The 23,294-nt window shown below is 65.2% G+C and carries 25 protein-coding genes and 2 pseudogenes; 11 read left to right on the top strand and 16 right to left on the bottom strand.

Features of this window, described 5'->3' with window-relative positions; genetic code table 11:
- The first annotated feature begins 35 nt into the window (after positions 1 to 35).
- From pdxH to ACZI8W_RS15505, 5 genes and pseudogenes are all read left to right on the top strand, one after another.
- Positions 36 to 719: a pyridoxamine 5'-phosphate oxidase gene (gene pdxH / locus ACZI8W_RS15525; RefSeq protein WP_463369395.1), complete on the top strand. Its 684-nt coding sequence runs from the start codon at positions 36 to 38 to the stop codon at positions 717 to 719.
- Positions 720 to 812: 93 nt separating this feature from the next.
- Positions 813 to 1,760: an aldose epimerase family protein gene (locus ACZI8W_RS15520; RefSeq protein ID WP_463369394.1), complete on the top strand. Its 948-nt coding sequence runs from the start codon at positions 813 to 815 to the stop codon at positions 1,758 to 1,760.
- 222 nt (positions 1,761 to 1,982) lie between these two features.
- Complete coding sequence (locus ACZI8W_RS15515) at positions 1,983 to 3,281, top strand: citrate synthase (RefSeq protein ID WP_463369393.1); 1,299 nt, start codon at positions 1,983 to 1,985, stop codon at positions 3,279 to 3,281.
- A gap of 54 nt (positions 3,282 to 3,335) precedes the next feature.
- Positions 3,336 to 3,683 (top strand): annotated as a pseudogene (locus ACZI8W_RS15510) (FKBP-type peptidyl-prolyl cis-trans isomerase); the annotation flags it as partial.
- 9 nt (positions 3,684 to 3,692) lie between these two features.
- Positions 3,693 to 4,058: an FKBP-type peptidyl-prolyl cis-trans isomerase gene (locus ACZI8W_RS15505; protein ID WP_463369570.1), complete on the top strand. Its 366-nt coding sequence runs from the start codon at positions 3,693 to 3,695 to the stop codon at positions 4,056 to 4,058.
- Between the two features lie 97 nt (positions 4,059 to 4,155).
- On the opposite strand, the gene ACZI8W_RS15500 is transcribed toward ACZI8W_RS15505, so the two are convergent.
- Together ACZI8W_RS15500 and ACZI8W_RS15495 are read right to left on the bottom strand one after the other, a co-directional pair.
- The gene (locus ACZI8W_RS15500) at positions 4,156 to 4,389 is read right to left on the bottom strand and encodes a hypothetical protein (protein ID WP_463369392.1); all 234 of its coding nucleotides are present in this window, start codon (positions 4,387 to 4,389) and stop codon (positions 4,156 to 4,158) included.
- Between the two features lie 285 nt (positions 4,390 to 4,674).
- Positions 4,675 to 5,181, bottom strand: coding sequence for a hypothetical protein (locus ACZI8W_RS15495; protein WP_463369569.1), 507 nt, complete (start codon positions 5,179 to 5,181; stop codon positions 4,675 to 4,677).
- Between the two features lie 154 nt (positions 5,182 to 5,335).
- Between ACZI8W_RS15495 and ACZI8W_RS15490 the strand changes: the two genes are divergently transcribed.
- Positions 5,336 to 7,135, top strand: a complete 1,800-nt coding sequence (locus ACZI8W_RS15490; RefSeq protein WP_463369391.1) for an acyl-CoA dehydrogenase — start codon at positions 5,336 to 5,338, stop codon at positions 7,133 to 7,135.
- Between the two features lie 127 nt (positions 7,136 to 7,262).
- Here the strand turns inward: ACZI8W_RS15490 and ACZI8W_RS15485 are convergent, their stop codons facing one another.
- From ACZI8W_RS15485 to ACZI8W_RS15475, 3 genes are all read right to left on the bottom strand, one after another.
- A complete protein-coding gene (locus ACZI8W_RS15485) occupies positions 7,263 to 7,835 on the bottom strand; it encodes a dihydrofolate reductase family protein (RefSeq protein WP_463369390.1) in 573 nt (190 codons plus the stop codon).
- Between the two features lie 115 nt (positions 7,836 to 7,950).
- Positions 7,951 to 8,715 carry a pyrimidine reductase family protein gene (locus ACZI8W_RS15480; RefSeq protein WP_463369389.1) on the bottom strand — a complete coding sequence of 255 codons (765 nt, stop codon included), beginning with the start codon at positions 8,713 to 8,715 and terminating at the stop codon, positions 7,951 to 7,953.
- 38 nt (positions 8,716 to 8,753) lie between these two features.
- Positions 8,754 to 9,260 carry a flavin reductase family protein gene (locus ACZI8W_RS15475; RefSeq protein ID WP_463369388.1) on the bottom strand — a complete coding sequence of 169 codons (507 nt, stop codon included), beginning with the start codon at positions 9,258 to 9,260 and terminating at the stop codon, positions 8,754 to 8,756.
- A 60-nt stretch (positions 9,261 to 9,320) separates the two neighbouring features.
- On the opposite strand from ACZI8W_RS15475, the gene ACZI8W_RS15470 reads away from it, so the two are divergent.
- Both ACZI8W_RS15470 and ACZI8W_RS15465 read left to right on the top strand, forming a co-directional pair.
- Positions 9,321 to 10,427 (top strand): YihY/virulence factor BrkB family protein, encoded by a 1,107-nt coding sequence (locus ACZI8W_RS15470; RefSeq protein ID WP_463369387.1) that lies wholly within the window; start codon positions 9,321 to 9,323, stop codon positions 10,425 to 10,427.
- Positions 10,428 to 10,557: 130 nt separating this feature from the next.
- Positions 10,558 to 10,743: a phage holin family protein gene (locus ACZI8W_RS15465; protein WP_463369386.1), complete on the top strand. Its 186-nt coding sequence runs from the start codon at positions 10,558 to 10,560 to the stop codon at positions 10,741 to 10,743.
- Positions 10,744 to 10,768: 25 nt separating this feature from the next.
- On the opposite strand, the gene ACZI8W_RS15460 is transcribed toward ACZI8W_RS15465, so the two are convergent.
- Positions 10,769 to 12,661, bottom strand: coding sequence for a propionyl-CoA synthetase (locus ACZI8W_RS15460; RefSeq protein WP_463369385.1), 1,893 nt, complete (start codon positions 12,659 to 12,661; stop codon positions 10,769 to 10,771).
- Positions 12,662 to 12,794: 133 nt separating this feature from the next.
- Between ACZI8W_RS15460 and ACZI8W_RS15455 the strand changes: the two genes are divergently transcribed.
- On the top strand, positions 12,795 to 13,463 hold the full coding sequence (locus tag ACZI8W_RS15455) for a GOLPH3/VPS74 family protein (RefSeq protein ID WP_463369384.1): 669 nt from the start codon (positions 12,795 to 12,797) through the stop codon (positions 13,461 to 13,463).
- 10 nt (positions 13,464 to 13,473) lie between these two features.
- Here the strand turns inward: ACZI8W_RS15455 and ACZI8W_RS15450 are convergent, their stop codons facing one another.
- The 7 genes from ACZI8W_RS15450 to ACZI8W_RS15420 all read right to left on the bottom strand — a co-directional run bounded on the left by ACZI8W_RS15450 (position 13,474) and on the right by ACZI8W_RS15420 (position 20,140).
- On the bottom strand, positions 13,474 to 14,979 hold the full coding sequence (locus ACZI8W_RS15450; RefSeq protein ID WP_463369383.1) for a carboxyl transferase domain-containing protein: 1,506 nt from the start codon (positions 14,977 to 14,979) through the stop codon (positions 13,474 to 13,476).
- Between the two features lie 118 nt (positions 14,980 to 15,097).
- A complete protein-coding gene (locus tag ACZI8W_RS15445; protein ID WP_463369382.1) occupies positions 15,098 to 16,291 on the bottom strand; it encodes an ABC transporter permease in 1,194 nt (397 codons plus the stop codon).
- Positions 16,288 to 17,178 carry an ABC transporter ATP-binding protein gene (locus ACZI8W_RS15440; protein WP_463369381.1) on the bottom strand — a complete coding sequence of 297 codons (891 nt, stop codon included), beginning with the start codon at positions 17,176 to 17,178 and terminating at the stop codon, positions 16,288 to 16,290. Before ACZI8W_RS15440 ends, ACZI8W_RS15445 begins: the two co-directional genes overlap by 4 nt.
- Positions 17,175 to 17,711 (bottom strand): hypothetical protein, encoded by a 537-nt coding sequence (locus ACZI8W_RS15435; protein ID WP_463369380.1) that lies wholly within the window; start codon positions 17,709 to 17,711, stop codon positions 17,175 to 17,177. The genes ACZI8W_RS15440 and ACZI8W_RS15435 overlap by 4 nt, the downstream gene beginning before the upstream one ends.
- Before the next feature lies 1 nt (position 17,712).
- A complete protein-coding gene (locus ACZI8W_RS15430) occupies positions 17,713 to 17,985 on the bottom strand; it encodes a helix-turn-helix transcriptional regulator (protein ID WP_054806144.1) in 273 nt (90 codons plus the stop codon).
- A 142-nt stretch (positions 17,986 to 18,127) separates the two neighbouring features.
- Positions 18,128 to 18,502: an RNA-binding S4 domain-containing protein gene (locus ACZI8W_RS15425; protein WP_463369379.1), complete on the bottom strand. Its 375-nt coding sequence runs from the start codon at positions 18,500 to 18,502 to the stop codon at positions 18,128 to 18,130.
- The gene (locus tag ACZI8W_RS15420) at positions 18,503 to 20,140 is read right to left on the bottom strand and encodes an ABC-F family ATP-binding cassette domain-containing protein (RefSeq protein ID WP_463369378.1); all 1,638 of its coding nucleotides are present in this window, start codon (positions 20,138 to 20,140) and stop codon (positions 18,503 to 18,505) included. It abuts the gene before it with no gap.
- Positions 20,141 to 20,210: 70 nt separating this feature from the next.
- On the opposite strand from ACZI8W_RS15420, the gene ACZI8W_RS15415 reads away from it, so the two are divergent.
- The gene (locus ACZI8W_RS15415) at positions 20,211 to 20,705 is read left to right on the top strand and encodes a pyridoxamine 5'-phosphate oxidase family protein (RefSeq protein ID WP_463369377.1); all 495 of its coding nucleotides are present in this window, start codon (positions 20,211 to 20,213) and stop codon (positions 20,703 to 20,705) included.
- 4 nt (positions 20,706 to 20,709) lie between these two features.
- Here ACZI8W_RS15415 and ACZI8W_RS15410 read toward each other — a convergent pair whose 3' ends face one another.
- Together ACZI8W_RS15410 and ACZI8W_RS15405 are read right to left on the bottom strand one after the other, a co-directional pair.
- Entirely contained in the window at positions 20,710 to 21,354 is a 645-nt protein-coding gene (locus tag ACZI8W_RS15410) for an FMN-dependent NADH-azoreductase (protein ID WP_463369376.1), read from the bottom strand.
- A gap of 181 nt (positions 21,355 to 21,535) precedes the next feature.
- On the bottom strand, positions 21,536 to 22,030 hold the full coding sequence (locus ACZI8W_RS15405) for an ATP-binding cassette domain-containing protein (RefSeq protein ID WP_463369375.1): 495 nt from the start codon (positions 22,028 to 22,030) through the stop codon (positions 21,536 to 21,538).
- On the opposite strand from ACZI8W_RS15405, the pseudogene ACZI8W_RS15400 reads away from it, so the two are divergent.
- Positions 22,029 to 22,174 (top strand): annotated as a pseudogene (locus tag ACZI8W_RS15400) (IS4 family transposase); the annotation flags it as partial. The gene ACZI8W_RS15405 and the pseudogene ACZI8W_RS15400 overlap by 2 nt on opposite strands.
- 293 nt (positions 22,175 to 22,467) lie before the next feature.
- Here ACZI8W_RS15400 and ACZI8W_RS15395 read toward each other — a convergent pair.
- Complete coding sequence (locus tag ACZI8W_RS15395; RefSeq protein WP_463369374.1) at positions 22,468 to 23,037, bottom strand: GNAT family N-acetyltransferase; 570 nt, start codon at positions 23,035 to 23,037, stop codon at positions 22,468 to 22,470.
- Positions 23,038 to 23,294 lie beyond the last annotated feature (257 nt).

Genomic DNA, 23,294 nt, shown 5'->3' with positions numbered 1-23,294 from the left:
GGATCCGCGGGGCGGGCGGAGTACCCTACACATTCGTGCAGCAGGACCCTCAGGACTCACTCGCGTCGATGCGGGTGAACTACACCCTCGCCGCTCAGGCGGAGGCGTCTTCGGACGACGATCTCGGTCCCGACGACCTCGATGACGGTTGGCTTCCATACGCCCGACGCTGGCTGGCGGCGGCAGTGTCCGCCGGTGTTCCCGAACCGAACGCCATCGTCCTCGGCACAGTCGACGAACATGGGCACCCCGCAACCCGGACGGTGTTGTGCAAGGGAATCGACGCCGGCGGTGTCACCTTCTTCACCAACTTCGGCTCCGACAAGGCCCGCCACCTCGACGCGGTGCCGTACGCGTCGGCGACGTTCGTGTGGCTTCCGATGCATCGGCAGATCGGCATCCGCGGCCCCGTCGTCCGTGTCTCCGCCGAGGAGACAGAAGCCTATTGGCGGACCCGGCCGCGTGGCTCTCAGCTGGGTGCGTGGGCATCGCAGCAATCGCAGCCCGTTGCGTCGCGCGCCGACCTCGACCATGCGCTCGTCGAAGCCGGTGAGCGGTTCGGCGTTGACGAAGACATTCCTGTGCCCCCGTTCTGGGGTGGCTTCCGTCTCGCCCCGGACTTCGTCGAGTTCTGGCAGGGGCGACCCAACCGAATGCACAACCGCGTGCGCACCCGACTCGTCGACGGCAGGTGGCACACGCAGCGGCTGCAACCGTGAGGCGAGTGTGCAGTTGTCGTCGCGACAACCCGGGCTGAATCGACAGGCTGAATCGGCCGTGAAGACGGTGCCCACCGGGGCACACTGTTGATCATGTCCGAGCCGATCCACCACTCGATCCAGGGCGGCGGATACCGGGCCGTGGTGTCCGGTACCGGTGCTGCGCTGCTCGCGCTCGACTATGACGACCATTCGGATACACCCAGAGCGGACACCCCTGGATCGGCGCAACGCTATCGGCTGGTCGAGACCTCGGCTGGACACGAACCTCCACGGGACTGCGGCGGCGCGGTGCTCGCTCCGTGGCCGGGCGGCATCCGCGACGGGCACTTCTACTTCGACGGGATCGAGCACCAGCTCACCCTCACCGATCCGGAGCGAGGTGCTGCACTCAACGGCCTGGTCTGGCATCGGGGCTGGGAGGTGACAGCGCGCACCGACTCGAGGATTCAGCAGACACTGGAAGTCGGCTTGCACAAGGGCTGGCCGTACCAACTGCGATTGACGATCGCGCACGAAGTGAGTTCGGGTGGCCTGACCGTCACTCACACCGCGACGAACGTCGGCGGATACCACTCGCCGTTCGGGTTGGGTGTACGCCCGTACCTGCGGGCCGGCGACAACCCGCTCGACGAGTGCACGCTGCAGTTGGCAGCCGGGACGAGGATGCCGCTCGACCGCGCGCGGAGCCTGCCCGACGCGTACTCGCAGTCCGTCACGAACACCGAATACGACTTCACCCGGCCGAAGTCGCTCGAGGGCGTGCACCTCGATGTTCCGTTCAGTGCCCTAGATGAGGACCTCGACGGCAACTCCCGGCATCGACTGTGCGGACCGGACGGTCGAGGCGTCGAGCTCTGGACCGGTCGAAGTTTCGGATGGCTCCGGGCGACGACGATCGATGATGCCGATACTCTTGCGCTCGCCCCGATGACGTGCCCGCCCGACGCGCTCAATCTCGGTATCGACCTGCTCGTGCTGCAGTCCGGGGAACGGTGGAGCGGACGGTGGGGCCTCCGGGCCTACAGCTCCCGAGAGTGAGTTCTTCCTCACCACGGGTACGATCGGCACTGGTGAGTGGCGTGAACAGGCGTCACGTCGAAGATTCGGAGGGCGACGTCGAGCTCCCGCCGACAGCGGGTATGACGCACCGTTCGGGGACTTTCTACCGACCCTGCCTCCGCGCTGTGGCCACGGAACCGTTAGGTTCTACGTGAATGTTCGGAAAGTTTCTGGTAGGTCTGAGCTTGAGAGGGATCCTTCGTGCCCGCTGAGAATGACACACAGCCCACCCTCAGCTACCCCGGTGGCGAGCACACAATGGCTATCGCCAAGGCGACGGAAGGCAATGACGGCATCGAGCTGGGCAAGCTCCTTGCGGCTACGGGGTACACCACCCTCGATCCCGGTTTCGTCAATACCGCCTCCACCACGTCGGCGATCACATACATCGATGGTGAGAAGGGAATCCTGCGTTACCGCGGTTACCCCATCGAGCAGCTCGCGGAGAAGTCGACCTTCATCGAGGTCAGCTACCTGCTGATCTACGGTGAGCTGCCGACCACCGAGCAGCTGGACGTCTTCACCGATCAGATCCGTCGGCACACACTGCTGCACGAGGATCTCAAGCGCTTCTTCGATGGTTTCCCGCGCAACGCGCACCCGATGCCCGTCGTCTCCAGCGCAGTCAATGCGCTGTCCGCGTACTACCAGGATGCACTCGACCCCGACGATCCGGAACAGGTCGAGCTCTCCACGATCCGCCTGATGGCCAAGCTGCCGACGATCGCGGCCTACGCCTACAAGAAGTCGGTCGGTCAGCCGTTCCTGTACCCGGACAATTCGCTGACACTCGTCGAGAACTTCATGCGCATGACGTTCGGTTTCCCGGCCGAGCCGTACCAGATCGACCCCGATGTCGCGCAGGCTCTCGAGATGCTGCTGATCCTGCACGCCGACCACGAGCAGAACTGCTCGACGTCGACGGTGCGCTTGGTCGGCTCGTCGGATGCCAACCTGTTCACGTCGATCTCCGGTGGCATCAATGCCCTCTGGGGTCCGCTGCACGGGGGCGCCAACCAGGCCGTTCTGGAGATGCTCGACGAAATCCAGAAGTCCGGTGGCGATGTCACGGAGTTCGTCCGCAAGGTCAAGAACAAGGAAGACGGCGTGAAGCTCATGGGCTTCGGGCACCGCGTCTACCGGAACTACGACCCGCGTGCCGCGATCGTGAAGAAGACCGCGGACAAGATCCTCAACAAGCTCGGCGCCGGCGACGAACTCCTCGAGATCGCCATGAAACTCGAGGAAGCCGCGTTGACCGATGAGTACTTCATCGAGCGCAAGCTGTACCCGAACGTCGACTTCTACACCGGTCTGATCTACCGTGCGATGGGCTTCCCGGACCGCATGTTCACCGTGCTGTTCGCGCTGGGTCGTCTGCCGGGCTGGATCGCGCACTGGCGTGAGATGCACTCGGATCCGACCCTGAAGATCGGCCGTCCGCGGCAGATCTACACCGGGTACACCGAGCGCGACTACAGAGGACTCGACGCACGCTGACGTGCACTCGACCATGAGTTCGACGATCGACTGTTCGACGAGGGAGCTGGACCTATGACCAAACCGGAGATCGAATTCCAGGAGGGGCCCGCCCCCACCGAACTGGTGGTCAAGGACATCACCGTCGGTGACGGTGCCGAGGCTGTAGCGGGTGCAGTCGTCGACGTCCACTACGTGGGCGTCGAGTACGACACGGGCGAAGAGTTCGACTCGTCGTGGAGCCGCGGCGAGTCGATCCGTTTTCCGCTCGCCGGTCTGATCGCCGGCTGGCAGGAAGGCATCCCCGGCATGAAGGTCGGCGGGCGCCGCCAGCTGACGATTCCGCCGGAGCTCGCCTACGGTCCTGCGGGGTCGGGGCACCAGCTGTCCGGCAAGACCCTGGTCTTCATCATCGACCTGCTCGGCGTGCAGGTGCAGCCGGAGCCGCCGGTGATCGAGAAGCCTGAGGGCCCGGCCCCGGCCGAGTTGGTCGTCGAGGACATCGAGATCGGCGACGGTGCCGAGGCACAGCCCGGCGCCACCGTCGATGTGCACTACAAGGGTGTCGAGTACGACACGGGCGACGAGTTCGACTCGTCGTGGAGCCGCGGCCAGTCCGTCGCGTTCCCGCTCGCTCGTCTGATTCCGGGCTGGCAGGAGGGCATCCCCGGCATGAGGGTCGGCGGACGTCGCAAGCTGACAGTGCCGCCGGAGCTCGCCTATGGTCCTGCGGGGTCGGGGCACCAGCTGTCCGGCAAGACCCTGGTGTTCGTCATCGACCTGATGGGCACCAACTGATCAGCGCAGTGCGCTGACGCAGAATCACGTTCGCAGGCCCCGCATCCATCGTGATGCGGGGCCTGTCTGTCTTGCCCGGTAGTTCTCGTCGTGGCGGTCAGCGGTGCTCCCACTCGCCGTTGATGCGACACACGAAGTCGCCGTTGCGGGTGCCGGTCCGGACGTACTCGATCTCGACGTCTCCGCGATGGTTCTCGACGAAAATGGCACAGCCCCTCTTGTGGTCGTCGTCGTGATCGGACATCGAATCGGCGGAGGCGGTGGCTGCCCCGCCGAGTGCGACTGCTGCGATCATGAGGGCGGCGGCGAAAGCTTTGTGGTGCTTGATCATTCGTCTCTCCTTGGCGCGGGGTGGTCACTGATACAAGAATGCGCCCTCGGCGTTCTGGGTCGAACCAACCCCAGGGGTGGGTTCGGAGCACCCGGTGGGCGATCATCGACCGCATGGAAAACGCGGGAAATGCACCGATCCACGCCGTCCGAGACTCGTATTCGGCGAGATCGGCGCCGTGATCGCACGCCGTCCGGCCTGATTCCTTCTGGAAAGACGATGGTTACAACGGCAACGGACAGACACAGGTCTTCGCGAAGATTGCTTCTGTCCGTTGCTCCGCTTCTACGAAGACCGATCGGTGTCCGGCGATTCGAAGAACCTGACCAGCCGTCGATGCCTGTGCGCGAACAGTGCGCCGACGATGCGTCGCGCGAGCTCATCTGCACCAGGAATCCGCGACAGTGGTCCGCGCAGCTCGAAGGTGAGCCGATCGTGGACCCTCGTGCGGTCTACCGCGAGCGGATCCGTCGCAACCGGAGAGAGCGTGCGTTCGTGCTCCCATCTGCGCATGAGGAGCATCGTCGACTTCTCATGGAAGTGACGTCCGGGTTCGAGTGCGGCGATGGACAGGTGGTCGAAGTCCACCGGCAACACGCGGAACAGGAGCAGAGGGACCCGCGCGAGCGGTTGCCCGAGGGGCACAGTGTCCTCGGTGAGGGTGTGTGCCCACCGCGGCATGCGCATCGCGAGCACCGGCGCGAGTTCGTCGTTGATGCCCTCGGCGCTCGTCACACGTGCCCACACCGCCGTATTCGGTGCACCGATGATCGACTCGCGTTCGACCACGATCTCGTTGCTCATAGGTCCTGTATCGCGTCTCGAAGGAACGTTGCTCTCGCTGGACATCATGCATCTCTCGTTGGTCTACTGGGGTAGTTCTCGAGAACATCGTGTCCCCTGAACATCGTGTCCCCTGAACATCGTGTCCCTGAAAGGATCGTCCGTGCCCGCTCCTGTCCTGTCCCGTCGCGACCTCGACTTCCTGCTCTACGACTGGCTCGATGTCGAATCGCTGACGTCGCGGGAGCGCTTCGCCGAGCATTCGCGCGACACGTTCGACGCCGTTCTCGATCTGAGCGCCGATCTCGCTTCCAAGCATTTCGCGACACACAACAAGAAGGCCGACGCCCAGGAGCCGCGGATCGGGGAGGACGGCCGCGTCGAGATCATCCCCGAGGTCAAGGCCGCGCTGGACCTGTTCGCCAAGGCCGGGCTCATCGCGGGAGGATTCGACGAGTCCCTCGGTGGAATGCAGTTGCCCATGACCTTACTGCGCGCATCGATGGCATGGTTTCAGGCCGCCAACGCCGGAACAGCGGCGTACCCGTTCCTCACTGCCGCCAACGCGAACCTGCTCGTCACGCACGGTAGCGCGGCGCAGATCGAGAAGTTCGTCCCGGCGATGCTCGAGGGCCGGTTCTTCGGCACGATGTGCCTGTCCGAGCCGCAAGCGGGGTCGTCGCTCGCCGACATCACCACCAAGGCGGTCCTGGCCGACGACGGCACCTACCGGATCACCGGAACCAAGATGTGGATCTCCGGCGGAGACCACGAGCTCACCGAGAACATCGTCCACCTGGTGCTCGCGAAGATCCCCGGCGGCCCCGCGGGGGTCAAGGGTATCTCGCTGTTCATCGTGCCGAAGTTCCTGGTCGACGACGACGGCACGCTGGGCGACCGCAACGATGTTGCGCTGGTGGGCCTCAACCACAAGATGGGCAACCGCGGCACCACCAACACCCTGCTCAACCTCGGGGAAGGTACCTTCAGGCCGGGTGGGGAGGCAGGCGCTGTCGGGTACCTCCTCGGCGAACCCCACAAGGGCCTGCAGTACATGTTCCACATGATGAACGAGGCGCGTATCGGCGTCGGGTTCCTCGCGACGTCGCTGGGCTACGCGGGGTACCTTCAGTCGCTCGAGTACGCACGCACCCGCACCCAGGGGAGACCGCTCGGAGCGAAAGACCCTGCATCGCCGCAGGTTCCGCTCATCGAGCACACCGACATCCGGCGGATGCTACTCGCCCAGAAATCCTACGTCGAAGGTGCGCTCGCCCTGGGGCTGTACTGTTCGAAACTCGTCGACGAACAGAACACCGCACCGGACGACGACGCGCGCGCCAGGGCCGGGCTGCTCCTCGACGTGCTCACCCCGATTGCCAAGTCGTGGCCGTCGCAGTGGTGCCTCGAGGCCAACAGTCTCGCGATCCAGGTTCTCGGTGGCTACGGCTACACCCGCGAATTCGACGTGGAGCAGTATTACCGAGACAACCGGCTCAACCCCATCCACGAAGGCACACACGGGATTCAGGGGATGGATCTCCTGGGGCGCAAGGTCGTCATGCAGGGCGGTGCAGGGCTGGCGCTGCTCGGTGAGGCGATCTCAGCCACCGTAGCAAAGGCGCTCGCTGCCGGTGGTGAGGCGACCGAGTACGCAGAGCAACTGCGAACCGCCACCGAACGCGTCGCGGAAACTACTTCCGCGTTGTGGTCGGACGGAGATCCTGCAGTGGCACTGGCAAATTCGACGGTGTATCTCGAAGCGGTGGGGCATGTCATCGTGGCGTGGATGTGGCTCGAGCAGCTGCTCGCCGTGGGCGACCGCGAGAGCGATTTCTTCGACGGCAAGCGCGCAGCTGCGCGCTACTTCTACCGCTTCGAGCTGCCGAAGACGGGTCCGCAGTTCGATCTGCTCGCGAGCCTCGACCGTACGACACTCGATGTCTCGCCCGCCGCGTTCTGACCCGGCTGCGTTCGTTCTGACCCGGCGACATCGACGGCGGCAGTTCCCGCGCGCAGGATAGGTGACGAGCGCCGGCATGTGCACCTGGTTTTTGTCTCCGCGCCGCCGGATTACGTCTGTTCGCCCCTCACCGTTTTGCAGCGAGGCGATTGACCACAACGCCACTGTCGAACACCCTGCTTTCCGACAGCTCGAAGTAGCGCGGCTCGAATCCGGTTCGGAACAGCGGTATACCGTTGCCGACGATGATCGGGTTGACCTTGAGGATCAGCTCGTCGATCTCGGGGAGTAGCTCACCGGCGAGTGTCGCGCCGCCGCACAGCCAGATTCCCCGGCCGTCCTGCTTCTTCAGGTTGCGGACATACTCCAGGGGATCGGTCGCCACGAGGGTGACGGTGTCGTCGGGGGCCTGTGCCAGCGTCCTCGAGAAGACGTACTGCTGAAGGTGCGGATAGGCGCTGGTGAGGCCGGCGCTGAGCGAGGGCTCCCACGTACGCCGGCCCATCACGACCGCGTCGAAATGTTTGCCTGCTGCGGTGACCTCGAGCTGTCCCCGGACGTGCACGGGTAGTGTCTCCGGGTACTCCTCGATCAGGTGATACATGTGATCGCCCTCGCCGGGGAAGAATTCGAAGCCACCCGAGGGGTCGGCGATGAATCCGTCGAGTGTCGTTGCAACGTAATAGGTCAGTGTGCGCACGCAGCCCTCCTCGCAAGTGGGTACAGGCCGAGACCTGATCGCACAGCAACGCTAGAACGGGGGCAGCTCCGATGCCAGCACATCCGGGCGGTTTCGACCGAAAACTTGGCAGGCGCTAGTCGGTGGGAGATTCGCGTACCCAGCGAGTGAGGAGCGTGCCGTCGTCATCGCACACCAAATGAGTGCGACGCATCGCGGTGACAGTGGAGCCAGGGGAGTGAGCGATACGGTCTGCCGACCCGGCAGCGAGCACGGGTGCCCAGGTCAGGCACAGGTCGTCGACGACCCCGTCGGCGATCATCCGACCGAACAACCGGGGGCCTCCCTCACACAGGACCCGCCTCCACCCCGCTCGGGTCACGGCGGCGACGAGGGCATCACCGCCGATGTCGTCGTCGGCGGCGACGACACGTACGTCTGCGCCGGCGTCGGCAAGTGCGCGGCGTTTCTTCTCGGGCACCGCGCCGCTCGTGAACACGATCGGCGACACGGCCGTGTCGGTGAACAGCCGCATTCCCGGATCGAGATTGCCCGATGCTGTGACCACTGCAATCGGTGGTACCGCTGACAATCCCGCTGCGGTTCGGCGTTCACGTAGGGTGTCACTCGTCCGCGCTCCGCCGTAGTTCTCGGTGCGAGCGGTTCCCGCACCGACAAGGATCACGTCGGCGAGCTCCCGAAGCAATCCGAACACCGACTTGTCGGCCGGCGACCCGAGTCCACCCGAACGTCCGTCCACAGCGACCGCGCCGTCGAGTGAGGACACGAAGTTGACGCGGATCCACGGCCTGGTCAGATCCGACGGATACGCGTACAACGCGCGAAGGTCGGCGTCGTCGAGGTGTGGAGCCGAGGTGGAGGGGTCGTCGAGTCGCCGCATACCCTCGATCAGACCACGACTGTGCTTCAGCCGTCACGTCACGCGCCGTGCCCCGGATCGATGTCCCGGACGTTCTGGAACGTCACGAGATCATCCAGCTCGTCGTGCAACTCACCTTGATCAGGGTCGAGCAGGAACCCGACGTGATCACCCAACTCTGCCCGGCCGACGATCCTGCCGGTGAACCATGCCGCTGCGGAGTCCAGGATCGGAAGTCCATGTGGCCCGTCGCTCCATGCACACTGTGCGAACTTGTCGACCTCGTCGCCGGTCTGCTGCCCGAACAGTGCGGCGAGCTGAAGCTGCGACCGATCGAGAACGTGCACCGCCAGGTGTTCGGCTGCTGCCGCCACACGGAACGTGCGGTTCTTGTCGGACAGGCACACCAGGAAGCGAGGCGGGTGGATCGCCGTCTGCGTGGCGAAGCCGACCAGGCACCCACTGCGCTCGTTCACCGCTCGTACCGTGACGACGAACATGGGGTAGTCGAGGCGGGACACAATCGCCGAGAAACCGCCCGCGGTCCCACTGACCCTGCCGGACATGAGCAAAGCGTACGCCGAGATACGAGTTTGGGGCCCCCGCTGGCGCGGTACTCGGTGGCCATGACGGACGAAGAGGATCGGAAGGCAGCGACGTCACGCACGCCGTCACCCGAAGACCCGCGCAAACCCGACTCTCCGACAGACCTGAGAACTCCGTCGTGGAAATACGTAGTCCGCCGCACGGTCGGTGAGTTCAGTCGGGATCAATGCACGGATCTGGCGGCGGCACTGACCTACTACGCCGTGCTGTCGCTGTTCCCGGCGTTGCTCGTCGTGGTGTCGCTGCTCGGCGTGTTCGGGCAGGGACAGACCACGGTCGACACGTTGTTGCAGATGGTCGAGGACCTCGGGCCGTCGTCGGCGGTAGACACCTTGCGCGGCCCCATCGAGCAACTGATCGAAGCGCCGACCGCCGGCATTGCACTGCTTGTCGGTGTTGTCGGCGCCCTGTGGACCGCGTCCGGCTACGTCGGTGCATTCGGTCGTGCGATGAACCGAATCTACGAGATCGACGAGGGGCGGCCGATCTGGAAGCTTCGGCCGTTGATGCTGGTCGTGACGGCGCTGGCGTTGGTCGCGGCGGGCGCCACAGCGCTGATGTTGGTGGTCAGCGGGCCCATCGCGCACACCATCGGCGACGCCATCGGATTCGGTGACACCGCGGTCACGGTGTGGAACATCGCGAAATGGCCGGTGATGCTGATCCTCGTGGTGCTGATCGTGGCAGTGCTGTACTACGCGACACCCAACGTGGCGCAACCGAAATTCCGGTGGGTCAGTCTCGGTTCGCTCATCGCGATTCTCACCTGGATCGTCGCCTCGGTGCTCTTCGCGTTCTACGTGTCCAATTTCGGCAGCTACAACCAGACGTACGGATCGCTCGCTGGTGCAGTGATCTTCCTTCTGTGGCTGTGGATCACGAATCTTGCGTTGTTGTTCGGCGCGGAATTCGACGCGGAACTCGAGCGCGGACGCCAACTGCAGGCAGGAATCGAAGCGGAGCGCTCCCTTCAACTGCCCGAACGCGACACACGTGTCATCGAGAAGAACGACGCAAAGCATCGGGACCTCATCGAACAAGGCCGACGGCTGCGAGCGGGGCACGGCGCTCCCGATACCGCCCGCAGTAGCGAAGCCGGCCGTAATACGGAACGAAGCAAACCATGACTGCGCACTCCCACCGCCCATGCCACGTCGCGGAGCAACCATCGGATTTGTCCGCCGTGGAACTCACTGAGCGCCTCACCGAACAGGTGTCCACACTGGTGCTACTGAGGTCACCCATGCCCTCGACGAAGTGAAATCGAAGGGCAGCCGTATCGGAATCGGAGTGGGAGTGTTCGGCGCGGGAGCGCTCCTGTTGTACCTGGGGCTCGTCACCCTCATCGCAGCCGGCGTCCTGGGCTTGGCGACCACGCTCGACCCGTTGCTGGCTGCGTTGATCGTGGCCGTCGCACTGATCGTCTGGAGAGGTCGCCGCTGACTCGAACAGCGGCGACGTCGAGCCGTCAGCCGCCGATCTGCTTCTTCAGGACTTCGAGTACCGCAGGATCCTCGATCGTCGACGGCACGGTGTACTTTTCATGATCGGCAATCTGCCGCATGGTCTTTCGCAGGATCTTTCCGGATCGGGTCTTCGGGAGCGCCTCCACCACCGTCACGTCGCGGAACGTCGCGACCGCGCCGATCTGGTCGCGGACCATCGCCACGAGTTCCTGGCGAAGCGTGTCGTGGTCGATGTCGACACCGGCCTTGAGCACGACGTATCCGGACGGGCGTTGACCCTTGAGTTCGTCGCGGATACCGACGACGGCGCACTCGGCGACTGCGGGATGCGAGGCCACCACGGCCTCCATACTGCCGGTGGACAGGCGGTGGCCGGCGACGTTGATGACGTCGTCGGAGCGTCCGAGCACGAACACGTAGCCGTCACCGTCGATGAATCCTGAGTCGCCCGTGAGGTAATAGCCGGGGAAGGTGTCGAGATACGAGCGGCGGTAGCGGTCGTCGTCGCGCCACAGCCCGGTGAGAGTGCCGGGCGGCAACGGTAACCTCACGACGATATTGCCCTCGGAGTCGGCCCCGACCCGCTTGCCCTCACCGTCGACGACCTCGACGCGGTATCCCGGGACAGGGACGGTGGGGGAGCCTGCCTTCAGCGGCATCGGGTCGAGACCGCGCAGATTCGCAGCGATCGCCCAACCGGTCTCCGTCTGCCACCAGTGGTCCACAACCGGACGGTCGAGCACCTTCGTCGCCCATTCGTACGTGTCGGGGTCCAGGCGCTCGCCGGCAGCGAAGAGCGTGTTCAGAGAGTCGACGGAGTACTTCTTCAATTCCTCGGCGTCCGGATCGGCCTTACGCACCGCCCGGATGGCGGTGGGGGCGGTGAACAGTGCCTTGACTCCGTACTCGGAGATGATCCGCCAGAACGCACCCGCGTCGGGGGTCCCGACGGGCTTGCCTTCGTACATGATCGTGGTCGCCCCGACCAAGAGCGGTCCGTACACGATGTACGAGTGGCCGACCACCCACCCGACGTCGGAAGCGGTCCACCAGACGTCGCCGGCGGCAATGTCGTAGATGTTGCGCATCGACCAGGCGAGTGCAACGGCGTGCCCGCCGTTGTCGCGGACGACCCCCTTCGGCTTCCCAGTGGTACCCGAGGTGTACAGGATGTAGAGCGGATCGGTCGCAGCCACGGTCACCGGCTCGGCCGGGGTCGCGTCGGCGATGAGTGCGTTCCAGTCGAACCACGCGGCCGAGGACGTCTTGTAGTCGGCTGCGGAACCGGGAATCTGCTCGCGGTTCTTCACGATCACGGAGTGCGGCGGCGTCTGCGACAACGTCAGTGCCTGTTCGACCATGGGCAGGTACTCGATGGTGCGACCCGGCTCGAGACCGCCGGACGCCGTCACCAGCAGTACCGGCTGCGCGTCGTCGATGCGGGTCGCGAGTTCTTTCGCCGCGAACCCGCCGAACACCACCGAATGCACAGCTCCGATGCGGGCGCACGCGAGCATCGCGATGGCGGCCTCAGGGATCATCGGCATGTAGATGATGACGCGGTCTCCGGCGACGACCCCCTGGTCGCGCAGCGCCCCCGCAAATGCGGCGACCTCGTCGAGTAGTTCCGAGTATGTGTAGGTGCGCTTGGCGGGCACCATCGCCGAATCCCAGATCAGTGCCGGTCGGTCGCCGTGACCGGCGCGGACGTGCCGGTCGAGGGCGTTCACGCTGGTGTTGAGACTGCCATCGGGAAACCACTTGTACGACGGAGCCTGCGCGTCGTCGAGCGCGCGGGTCGGTGCGGTGTCCCACTCGATGTCCTGCGCGGCGGCGAGCCAGAACGACTCCGGATCGTCCACACTTCGCCGGAACGCGTCCTGGTACGAGCTCATCGGTTCATGTCCTTCCTCGACGTCGACGTGACCGCGACCACCTTATTCGACGTCGTTGGCCACGCGGGACAGGATCGGGAGCGTCTGCGCCGGGTGGTATCGATCGATCGGTGAACGGACGTACCGTGTGGGCATGCCACTGCTTGCGGACGACCTGCTGCTTCTTGCGCTCGATGACAAGTCGGGAAAGGCGATCGTCGACAGCATCACCCTGCCCCGTGCGCTCGCTGGCGCCGTGCTCCTTGAATTGGCGCTCGCGGGCGCCGTCCTCCTCGATGAAGGGGGAGTGAAGGGCAAGAAGGGTCGAGTGGTGGTCGGCGGTACTGCGCCCGCCGATCCGTTGTTGGCCGATTCGGTGGCGCTTCTCGGTGGCAGGAAGCCGATGAAGCCGGCAGCAGCGATCGAGAAGCTGAGTAAGAACCTGTGGGACGTCATGCTGGAGCGTGTCGTGGCGAATGGGTGGGTTCGCGAGGAACGCGGCAAGGTCCTCGGGCTGTTCCCGACGCGCCGCTGGCCTGCCGTCGACGAGAGTCATGAACGGCAGGTGCGCAGCGAGCTGTATTCCGTACTGGTCGACGGGGTGACGCCGTCGCAGCATACGGCAGCGTTGATCTCTTTGCTCTCGGCCACGAAATTGACGCCGAAGATCTTCCCGGATGCCGACAGGAAGCAGGTTGCCAAGCGCGCCAAGGGAATAGCGGAGGGAGAGTGGGCAGGTAAGGCTGTTCGTCAGGCGGTCGATGCGGTGAACACCGCGGTAATCGTGGCCGTCACCGTGCCCGCGGTGGTGGCGAGCAGCTGAGCGACCCCGGTCAGGTGGGTAGTCCCAGATTGCGGAATCGGTCGACTCGTCGGCGGTAACGATCGTCGGCGGACTCATCCGCGAGGGAGGACAATTCGCGCGCGACCGCAGCGCCCACGCGTTTGAGGAACCCGATCGGATCGTCTGCGGCATCGTGGCGTTCAGGAATGACACCATCGATGATCCTGTCGCGCAACAGATCCCTCGACCGAATCCCCTGCGCTGCGGCCATCTGAGGGGCGTGGGTGGTGTCGCGGTGCACAATGGCGCTTGCACCTTCCGGCGGTAGCGGTGCGAGCCAGCCGTGCTGCGCGCACAGCACCCGATCCGCCGGAAGCAACGCGAGGGCGCCGCCTCCGGTGCCCTGGCCGAGCAGCACCGACACGGTCGGCGTCTGCAAGGTCACCAGATCCGCAAGGCAGCGGGCGATCTCGGGTGCGAGACCACGTTCCTCGGCCTCCTTCGACAGCGCCGCTCCAAGCGTATCGATGACGAGGACGAGCGGAAGCCGTAGTTCGTCGGCGAGGCGCATCGCGCGTCGCGCCTCTCGCAGCGCACCGGGGCCCATGGGTGCTGCCGCCGACTGACCGCTGCGATCCTGACCGAACAGCACACACGACACACCGCGGAAGCGTGCGAGTGACAACATCACAGTGGAGTCGGTTTCACCTTCGCCGGTGCCGGACAACGGCACCTGCGCCGATGCCGCGTGTCGCAGCAGTTGGCGGATTCCGGGGCGCTCAGGGCGGCGGGTGAGGATCACCGACTGCCAGGCCGGAATGTCGGGCACCTCGTCGACCTCGGTGAGAGCAGGCTCGGCAGAGGTGTCGGGGTGATTCGGTTCGACGAGAACGCGCAGCAGTCTGTGCACCACCCGTCGGATACCCTCGAGCGGGATCACTCCGTCGATCACGCCGCGCCGATGGAGGTTCTCCGCGGTCTGAACCCCTTCGGGGAAGTCCTCCTGGTACAGGGCCTTGTAGACGCGCGGCCCGAGGAAACCGACGAGTGCGCCCGGCTCTGCCGCGGTGACATGCCCGAGCGACCCCCACGACGCGAACACCCCACCCGTCGTGGGGTTGCGCAGGTAGACGAGGTAGCCGAGATGCGCCGCCTTGTGCGCTGACACGGCCGCGGCGATCTTGACCATCTGCACGAACGCGAGCGTGCCTTCCTGCATTCTCGTGCCGCCCGACGTGGGAGACGCGAGTAGGGGGAGTCGTTCCGTGGTCGCGCGCTCGATCGCCGAGACGATGCGTTCGGACGCCGCGACACCGATCGATCCGGCGAGGAAGGCGAACTCGCAGGCGATCAGCGCGACCCGGCGTCCGTGGACGGTGCCGACTCCTGTGAGTACCGACTCGTCGACCCCGGACTTCTCCGCGGCACGTTCGAGCTCAGCGCAGTAGGAGTCGTCGGGGTGGACGTCGACCGGGGTTTCGTCCCACGAGACGAAACTGCCCTCGTCGAGCACCGCATCGATGAACTGCTGTGCCGAGATCCTGCTGCCGGCCACATCGCCTCCTTGTCTGCAAGTCCACCGGAGACTCTACGAGGTTTCCTACGACGGCGAACGGGAGGTTGTGTGCGATTCCTACGAGAACCTCGCACACAACCTCCCCCTCGGATTGGCGCTAGCGACCCAGCGCTTCCTTCCACGTGACCGTGCGGCCGATGCGCAGAATCGAGCGCTGGTAGATCTTGGCGGCTACCACCCCGAGGAGCGCGGTGACGACGATCATCAGCACGATGGTGCCCACGATCTGGAACGGCGACGCGACACCCGCTGCGATCCGCAGCGGCATGAGGATCGCGGAGAACGGTGGAATCCAGCTGAGCACCGTGCTCCACGTGGCCTCGGGGTTGTCGATCGACGAGAACGCGGCGAAGAACATCGCGAGAATGATGAACATCAAGGGACCGGAGGTGGCGTTGACGTCTTCCTGACGCGACACCATGGACCCGGCCGCAGCGTAGAGCACCGCGAAGAACGCGAATCCGAGGACGAACCAGCCGAGCGTGCTGGCGAACACGCTGATCGCGGTACCGGTGATGGTGAGGGTGTCGGTGGCCAAGGCGGCGCCGACGCCGACGGCTCCGTAGGCCGTGAGCTGGAGCAGACCGACGGCGCCGATGCCGAAGATCTTGCCCCACAGCAGCTGCAGCGGGCGCAGCGTCGACAGCAGCAGCTCGACCACGCGCGACGACTTCTCCTCGACGACACCCATCGCGACGTACATGCCGAACATCAGAATCTGCATGTAGAGCAGGATGACGGCGACGATTGCCAGGATCATGCGTTCACCCTGCTCGGGGTCGGGCGGATCGATGGCCTCGACGGTGACAGTGACCTCGGCTGTCGCGGCCGCGATATCGGCCGGATCGACGCCTTGATCGGTCAGCGCAGCAGACTGTGCCTCCTGCGCGACGGCAGTGTCGATCAGAGTCTTCAAGGTGGCGTCGATGTCGGACTCGGTGAGGGCGGTGATGCTTCCTCCGTCGCCGGGTACCAGGACGACATCCAGTGTCCCGTCGGTGACCTGCGACCGGCCCGCTTCCGCGTCGGGGAGTTCGGAGATGTCCAGAGGGCTTCCTGTTGCCTCACCGAGGGTGCCGAGGGTGGCGCTCAGGCTCGATGCTCCGACGACACCGACGTTGGGCCGGTCCTCGTCGCCGCCACCGAAGAGCGACATTGCCACGATGCCGACGACGATCGCGACCAGGATGATCCCGTTACTGATCAGGAAGCTCTTCTTCTGGACCTGGGTCTGGAATTCACGGCCGGCGACGAGCGCGATGGCCCGTGGAGCGGACAAAGGGGCACTCATGCGGAGACAACCTCTCGGAACAGATCGGTCAGGGACGGCTGGTGCAAGGAGAACTCGTGGACGGGACCGGTTTCGAGTGCGGTCTTGAGAATCTGCTGATCGTCCACACCGGGCAGGACCGACAGGACGGTGCGCTCGTCGGTGTGCTCGACGGTAGTGACACCCGGGAGCCCGTTCGCCCAGCCGGCCGGAGCCTGGGGGGCGTGCACCACGAGACGGGATTCCCCACCGGAGCGCAACTCGTCGACGGTCCCCACCGCGCGCATCCGCCCCTGGGAAATGATGCCCACACGATGGCACAGGCGCTGGACGAGATCGAGCTGGTGACTCGAGAAGACCACGGGTACACCCTCGTTCGCCTTCTCTACGAGAACGTCACTCATGACATCCACGGCGACGGGGTCGAGTCCGGAGAACGGCTCGTCGAGGACGAGGACCTTCGGGTCGTGGACGAGTGCGGCTGCCAGCTGGACCCTCTGCTGATTGCCGAGCGAGAGCGAATCGACAGTGTCGTCGACGCGTTCGGCGATTCCCAGGCGCTCGGTCCACCGCTGCACTGCGGAGGTGGCCTGCGGCCTCGGCAGTCCGTGCAGCTGTGCGAGATAGGAAAGTTGTTTTCCCACCTTCATTTTCGGGTACAGGCCACGTTCTTCCGGCATGTACCCGATGGTGCGGCGCACGTTGAGGTCGATGGTTTCGCCATCGAGCCGCACCTCGCCGGAGTCGGCGGCGAGAACGCCGAGGATGATGCGCATCGTGGTGGTCTTGCCGGCACCGTTGCTACCGACGAAACCGAACAACTCGCCCGGGTGGACGTCGAAGCTCGCCCCGTCGAGAGCGACCGTGCTGCCATAGCGTTTCGTGAGAGTGTCGATGGTCAGGGTCATGGTTGGTCCTCCGGGTCGTCGTCGGGGCGGTTCCAGGCGAGCAGAACGGCGGGCAGGCACCCGCTGAAGAGTATCGACGCGAGTGCGAATCCGCCTGCCGAGTACGCGAGCGACTGGTGGTCGATCGAATCGATTGCAGCTCCACCGACGAGGGCGAAGATCGGGAGAAGAAGGAGTGTTTGGGCCACGGAGAGCCCGATCGATCGCGCGCTGTTCCGCTCGGCGATTTCGCGTTCGTCGAGTGCATGGCGGGGTGCGTCGGACTGGCGTCCCGAAACAATCTGCAGCGATGTCCACACCACCAGGAACGTAGCTGTTACGGGGATCCATGCGATCGCCACGATCATCGTGAAATACGAGGTGACGGCGACGATGAACATGGCGGCGATCAGCGTGAGCACGGCGATGGCGATACCGCGACGGCGACGACGAGTGCGCCACCTCGGCAGCCAGTGCGCGGTCAACTGCTCATTTTCCAGGAAGCGACGGGTGCGGTAGTCCTCGTAGCGGTCGAGGAGCGACGGGGCGGACATGTCAGGCCTCCTTCCGGGGCTTGTAGAGCTCGGTCGACAGTGGGGTGAACTCGGTGCGAGAGAAGACGGCCTCTACCGGGAGCGAGAACACGTCGCAGATGCGAAACGCGAGGTCGAGACTCGGGTAGTGGTTGCCGCGTTCGAGCGCGCCCACGGTTTGCGGGTTCACGTCGATGAGCTCGGCGAGCTGTGCGCGGCTCATGCCACGCTCCGCACGCAGGACGCGGATGCGGTTGTAGATGGGGAGTGTTTCCCCACGACGGACCGGACTCATAAAACAAAGTGTTGTAAAAACACAACATTTTGTCAAGCCTGGCAACGGTGCGATGCACCCCTACCCGAACGAATGGCGCACCGATTCGATCTGACGAGACGAAGGATTCATTCGCTCCGAATGGGGGGAGTGCTGGGCGGTGTCAGTCCTCGTTGAAGCCGCGGAGGCGATCCATCTCGCGGCGCTCCTTCTTGGTCGGCCGTCCCGCGCCGCGGTCGCGACGTGGAATCGACGCCAGAACTTCCTTCGGGGGCGGCGGAGGGCTGTGATCGATGTACGCGGTTGCCGCGACCGGTGCGCCCACCCGCTTGTTCACGAGTTGCGCGACCTCGACGATCTTCTCCAACCCGTGCACGCGCACCCGCACTTCGGCGCCGATCGTGACGGGGGTCGACGGCTTCGCGGTCACTCCGTCGACGCGCACGTGTCCGCCCCGGCACGCGCTCGCCGCGGCCGATCGGGTCTTGAACAACCGCACCGACCACGTCCAGCTGTCGACTCGTACGCTTCCGCCCATCTACAGCAACTCCTCGCTCAATTTCCCGCCTTCCAGTCTCCACCTGCGCGTTGCACGGGTGTTCTCCAGCATGCGTCGGTCGTGTGTCACCAGCAACAGTGTGCCGTCGAAACTTTCGATGGCCTCCTCGAGCTGTTCGATCGCAGGGAGGTCGAGGTGGTTGGTGGGTTCGTCGAGGACCAGCAGATTCACCCCGCGCGCCTGCAGCAACGCCAGCCCCGCGCGGGTTCGTTCACCCGGCGACAGCGATGCGGCCGGTCGCAGGACGTGGTGGCCTTTGAGCGCGAACTTCGCGAGCAGCGTCCGCACGTCGGCGTCCGGCCACTGGGGTACTTGGTGGCCGAACGCCTCGACGAGCGGCTCATCTCCCTCGAAAAGTTCTCGTGCCTGGTCGATTTCACCGATGAGGACACCGGAGCCGAGGGTTGCACGTCCCGAATCCGGTGTGAGGGTGCCGAGGAGCATGCGGAGCAGGGTCGTCTTCCCGGCACCGTTCGGGCCGGTGACGATGATCCGATCACCCCACTCGACCTGCGTGGTGACGGGACCGAGCGTGAACCCTCCGCGCGTCACAACTGTGCCGTCGAGCGAGGCGACCATCGTGCCGCTGCGCGGTGCCGCAGCGATCGACATGCGCAGTTCCCATTCCTTCCGGGGTTCCTCGACCACTTCGAGACGCTCGATCCGCCGCTGGGTCTGCCGTGCCTTCGCCGCTTGCTTCTCGGTGGATTCGGCACGGACCTTCCGCCCGGCCTTGTCGTTGTCCTTCGACTTGCGGCGCGCGTTGCGCACGCCGTGTTCGAGCCAATTGCGCTGCATCTGCGCGCGGTCCTCGAGCGCAGATTTGGTGTCGGCGTACTCTTCGTACTGTTCGCGGGCGTGTCGACGCGCGACGTCGCGTTCGACGAGATACGCCTCGTAACCCCCGTCGTACACCGAGATCTGTTGCTGCACAGGATCGAGTTCGACGATCCCCGTCACCGTGCGCGCCAGGAACTCCCGATCGTGACTGATGACCATCAGCGCGGTGCGGGTGTCGGCGACGAACTGCTCGAGCTGTTCGAGGCCGGCCAGGTCCAGATCGTTCGTCGGCTCGTCGAGCAAGAGCACGTCGTAGCGCGACAGCAACAGTGCCGCCAGTCCGGCGCGGGCAGCCTGCCCGCCCGATAGTCCCACCATCGGGGCTTCGAGCCCCACATCGAGACCGAGATCGGCGACGACCTTCTCGGCGCGCTCCGCGAGGTCGGCGCCGCCGAGCGTGAGCCACCGTTCGAGTGCCGGGGTGTAGTCGTCGACATCGGAAGTCCCCAGCGCTTCGGCTGCCGTGTTCATGGCCTGTTCGGCGTCGGTGACGCCGGTGCGGCGCCCCAGGAACCCGAGGATGGTTTCGCCGGGCACGCGCTCGGGTTCCTGCGCGAGGTAGCCGATGGTCGCGTCGGGTGGGCTCAACGTGACCGAGCCGGTGATGTCGGCGCTGCCCGTGCCTGCGAGGGTCGTGAGCAGGGTCGACTTGCCGGCGCCGTTGGCGCCCACCAGGCCGATCACGTCTCCGGGTGCGACCGTCAGGTCCAGCCCGTCGAACAGGGTGCGTTCGCCGCGGGAGGCCGACAGGTCGCTGATACGTAGGGTTGCGCTCACCGCACGATTATCGCCGTCGCGATGAGTTCGCCGTCTGCCGCGGGTCTGTAGCGGTATGAAAAGAGCTGCAGTGACCACCACGATCGACACTCGTTACGGCGAGCCCGACGCCGAACCCACGTCATGGTCCGAGACCGAGGCCCTGTTCGCGTCGGCGCCGTTGTATTGGGTCAGCACCATACATACGACCGGTCGACCACACGTGGCGCCGCTCGTCGGCGTCTGGCACGACGGCGCCTTCCACCTGACGGTGGGGCCGGGCGAGCAGAAGGCCCTCAACCTCGCGCGAGATTGCAGAGTTGCCGTCACCACCGGCCACAACGAATGGGATACCGGCACCGACGTGGTGCTCGAAGGCAAGGCCGTGCGTGTCACCGACCACGATGCGCTCACCGCGATCGCCGCCACCTACTTCGACAAGTACGGCGAAGCGTGGCGCTTCGAGGTCGGCGAGGGAGGCTTCGGCATCGCCGACGCGTTCGCCTGGGTGTTCCGCATCCCGCCTCGTAAGGTGCTGGTCTTCGCCAAGAAGCCGCACGGCCAGACCACGCACCGATTCGAATGACGGGTCAGGAACCCAGCTTCGTTGCGAGGGCACGCACCCTGTCCTGTGCGGCGGCGAGACTCGCTGCGGCCTGCCCGGCGAGCGAGGCCAGCGGTGGAATTCTCTCGGCAAGCGTGAGTTCGGCCGTCACCACCGACACCGACATCCCGAGCGAGGTGGCCAGCGTCTGCTGGAGCGGCGGGATGACCGAGTCGGTTCCCTCGCTCGGTGTGCCGGGTGCATAGGTATTGCCGCGACTCGACACGATCACCACTGGCTTACCTGCGAACGGCGCATCCGGAGTGTCGAACGGCACGGTGGTGCCGAGCACGTGGATGTAGTCGATCCAGGCTTTGAGTGTCGACGGCATCGACCAGTTGTACATCGGTGCACCGATCACGACGACATCCGCGTTCGTGACCTCCGCGATCAGTTCGGCCTGCAACGCCTCGGCCTCGGGATCGGGTTGCTCCGCGCTGGTGCGCAGTCGCGCTGCGTAGTGCAGCCCTGCGTCCGGCAGGTGGGGTAGCGGCGAGCAGTGCAGATCCCGCACGAGCACTGTGTGCTCGGCACCGAGCGCACGCCATGTGTCGGCGAACAGCCCGGTCAGACTCCGGGACACCGACGCATGCAGGTCGGCGGACGAATCGAGGTGCAGCAGGGCAGGCATGGTCGCACCCTAGTGCGTCCCCACCGGAGACGCGGGACTCTCGTCGGCAACGTTCTTCTCCGGGTCGTTCTCTGTGGGATCTCCACCGGAACGTCGAGCGGATTCTCGATTGCGTCGCGACGCATCCGCGCAGCCACGATGGCGATCAGTCCCCTGACGACGGGCTGGTCGGCCGCGTCGACTATCGTGCACTTGTCGGCCGGAAGTACATCTGCACCTGCGGGTTCGCGGAATCCGCCAGTTCCTCCATAGTCCCAGTAGCGAGCAACCGTCCCTCTTCGACGATCGCAATCAGATCTGCGTAGCCGGTGGCGGTAAGCATTGGGACATCGCCGGTGACCACGAGCAGGGCCGCCCCGCTGTCAGCGCACTCGCGAAGCGATTTCCACACGCCGAACGCGGTCTCCCGGTCCAGAGAGGCGGTCGGCCCGTCCGCGATCAAGATGTCGGGAGCAACGAGCAGGGCTGCAGCGATAGCCGCGCGCTGGATCTGCCCAGCCGAATTGTGTATCGGCAAAGACTCGAGTGCGTCCACGGGATAGTGGGCCGCCTCACAGGCTTGAGCGACAGTACCCTTGCCCTGCTGCTGCTCGAGTGTCCGCAGTTGCTCACCGACGGTGCGGTCAGGGACGAAGGCGTCGATGCCGTCCTGGGGTATGTAGCCGACGGTGCCCATCTGGGGGCACCTGTGTTGTCATTATGCGATCCGCACCTTGATGGTCGACGCCGCCGCGCCGGCGGGCACGATCCGGACCGGATGTCGTTCGTCGCTGCCCTGCGGATCACCCGCCGATCGCTGTCGCACAGCGCTTTTCCCCCTCGCGACCGTATTGTAGTCGCGGCATTGTGGCGCTGCGCGATCGGCACACTCCACCGGCGGAGCAACCCGCCGCGCCGACTCCGGTCCAATCCCCGCGTCGTCAAACGCAAAGTCCTCGAGTGGTCGGCGAAACGTGCACATCACCAACGTCATCCGCAGCCCATCTATCCCGCGGAGTGCAGCATCCTCGTGACTAACTGAACAGTATTGACGCTAACCACCGTGCTGATCAACCGGTCGCACACAAATAGCAATGTGTGCATCAGACCCGGGATGGTCCAGTGAGGAATCGTCTACCGGGACTGCGCGGCGCGGGTCATCGAATACACGATGGGGCCGTCCGGGATCATCGTCGTCGCGGAGATGATGAATCCGAGCCGATGGTACAACCGCACATTCCGCTCGTCCGAAGTCTCGAGCGCGACAGGCGCTCCCTTCTGGTCCAGCAGCGCGAGACCTTCCGCCGTCACCGCTGTCCCCCGTCCCGATCCTTGATGGGCCGGATCGACTCCGACCGTCTCTAGCGTCCAGGATCGAGCAGCAGGATCGGGTAGAGACAGAGCCGACAGTGCAGCGAAGCGGGAGCCATGCAGCTCGACGATTCGCTGCTGGACCTGCTCGGTCGGTGCGGGAGTATCCGGCGGCAGGAATGCCGCGACTGCGCGCACCTGCTCGTCCACCAGTACGAGACCGTGGGTGAATGCGTGACCGAGGTAGAGTCGCTGGATCTCGTCGAGACGCTCGGCGTATCGGTCCTCGGGCAGAGCCCATCGCGTCCACGGGTACCTGTCGAATGCTGCCGTGAGGACCCGGGTGGCGCAGTCCAGATCCGAGGGTGCGGCGGGACGTACGTCGTGGTTCATACAGGGACCTCCTCGAGACGGCAGCACCGGCGTGCCCGAGTGTAGGTCGACGGATCGGGTAGGGGGCACATCGAAGAACTCGACAATGGGTGCTCAGTTCGGCAGCAACATCGGCTGACGCGCCGCTGCCTGCTAGCGGACATGCCAACCTCCCTGTAGACGGACACGTTCGTCCCCGCTGACGGACAGCTGATCTCCCTATCGATGGACACGGGGACCGGCGGTGTGTCGGTCCCGACACGAACGCCCCTCCGGGG

It is taken from the genome of Rhodococcus ruitaii (assembly GCF_055230935.1).
The sequence above is the reverse complement of the archived record's forward strand: the minus strand, read 5'-3'. Positions and strand labels throughout refer to the sequence as shown.

Bases quoted from the DNA above. Each gene is read 5' to 3' on its own strand.
- ACZI8W_RS15445 (WP_463369382.1), bottom strand. From the start codon at position 16,291: ATGAGTGCCCCTTTGTCCGCTCCACGGGCCATCGCGCTCGTCGCCGGC.
- ACZI8W_RS15440 (WP_463369381.1), bottom strand. From the start codon at position 17,178: ATGACCCTGACCATCGACACTCTCACGAAACGCTATGGCAGCACGGTC.
- ACZI8W_RS15520 (WP_463369394.1), top strand. From the start codon at position 813: ATGTCCGAGCCGATCCACCACTCGATCCAGGGCGGCGGATACCGGGCC.
- ACZI8W_RS15460 (WP_463369385.1), bottom strand. From the start codon at position 12,661: ATGAGCTCGTACCAGGACGCGTTCCGGCGAAGTGTGGACGATCCGGAG.
- ACZI8W_RS15480 (WP_463369389.1), bottom strand. From the start codon at position 8,715: ATGCGGCGACTCGACGACCCCTCCACCTCGGCTCCACACCTCGACGAC.
- ACZI8W_RS15435 (WP_463369380.1), bottom strand. From the start codon at position 17,711: ATGTCCGCCCCGTCGCTCCTCGACCGCTACGAGGACTACCGCACCCGT.
- ACZI8W_RS15475 (WP_463369388.1), bottom strand. From the start codon at position 9,260: ATGTCCGGCAGGGTCAGTGGGACCGCGGGCGGTTTCTCGGCGATTGTG.
- ACZI8W_RS15405 (WP_463369375.1), bottom strand. From the start codon at position 22,030: ATGGGCACCGTCGGCTACATACCCCAGGACGGCATCGACGCCTTCGTC.
- ACZI8W_RS15455 (WP_463369384.1), top strand. From the start codon at position 12,795: ATGCCACTGCTTGCGGACGACCTGCTGCTTCTTGCGCTCGATGACAAG.
- ACZI8W_RS15395 (WP_463369374.1), bottom strand. From the start codon at position 23,037: ATGAACCACGACGTACGTCCCGCCGCACCCTCGGATCTGGACTGCGCC.
- ACZI8W_RS15470 (WP_463369387.1), top strand. From the start codon at position 9,321: ATGACGGACGAAGAGGATCGGAAGGCAGCGACGTCACGCACGCCGTCA.
- ACZI8W_RS15430 (WP_054806144.1), bottom strand. From the start codon at position 17,985: ATGAGTCCGGTCCGTCGTGGGGAAACACTCCCCATCTACAACCGCATC.
- ACZI8W_RS15500 (WP_463369392.1), bottom strand. From the start codon at position 4,389: ATGATCAAGCACCACAAAGCTTTCGCCGCCGCCCTCATGATCGCAGCA.
- ACZI8W_RS15425 (WP_463369379.1), bottom strand. From the start codon at position 18,502: ATGGGCGGAAGCGTACGAGTCGACAGCTGGACGTGGTCGGTGCGGTTG.
- ACZI8W_RS15410 (WP_463369376.1), bottom strand. From the start codon at position 21,354: ATGCCTGCCCTGCTGCACCTCGATTCGTCCGCCGACCTGCATGCGTCG.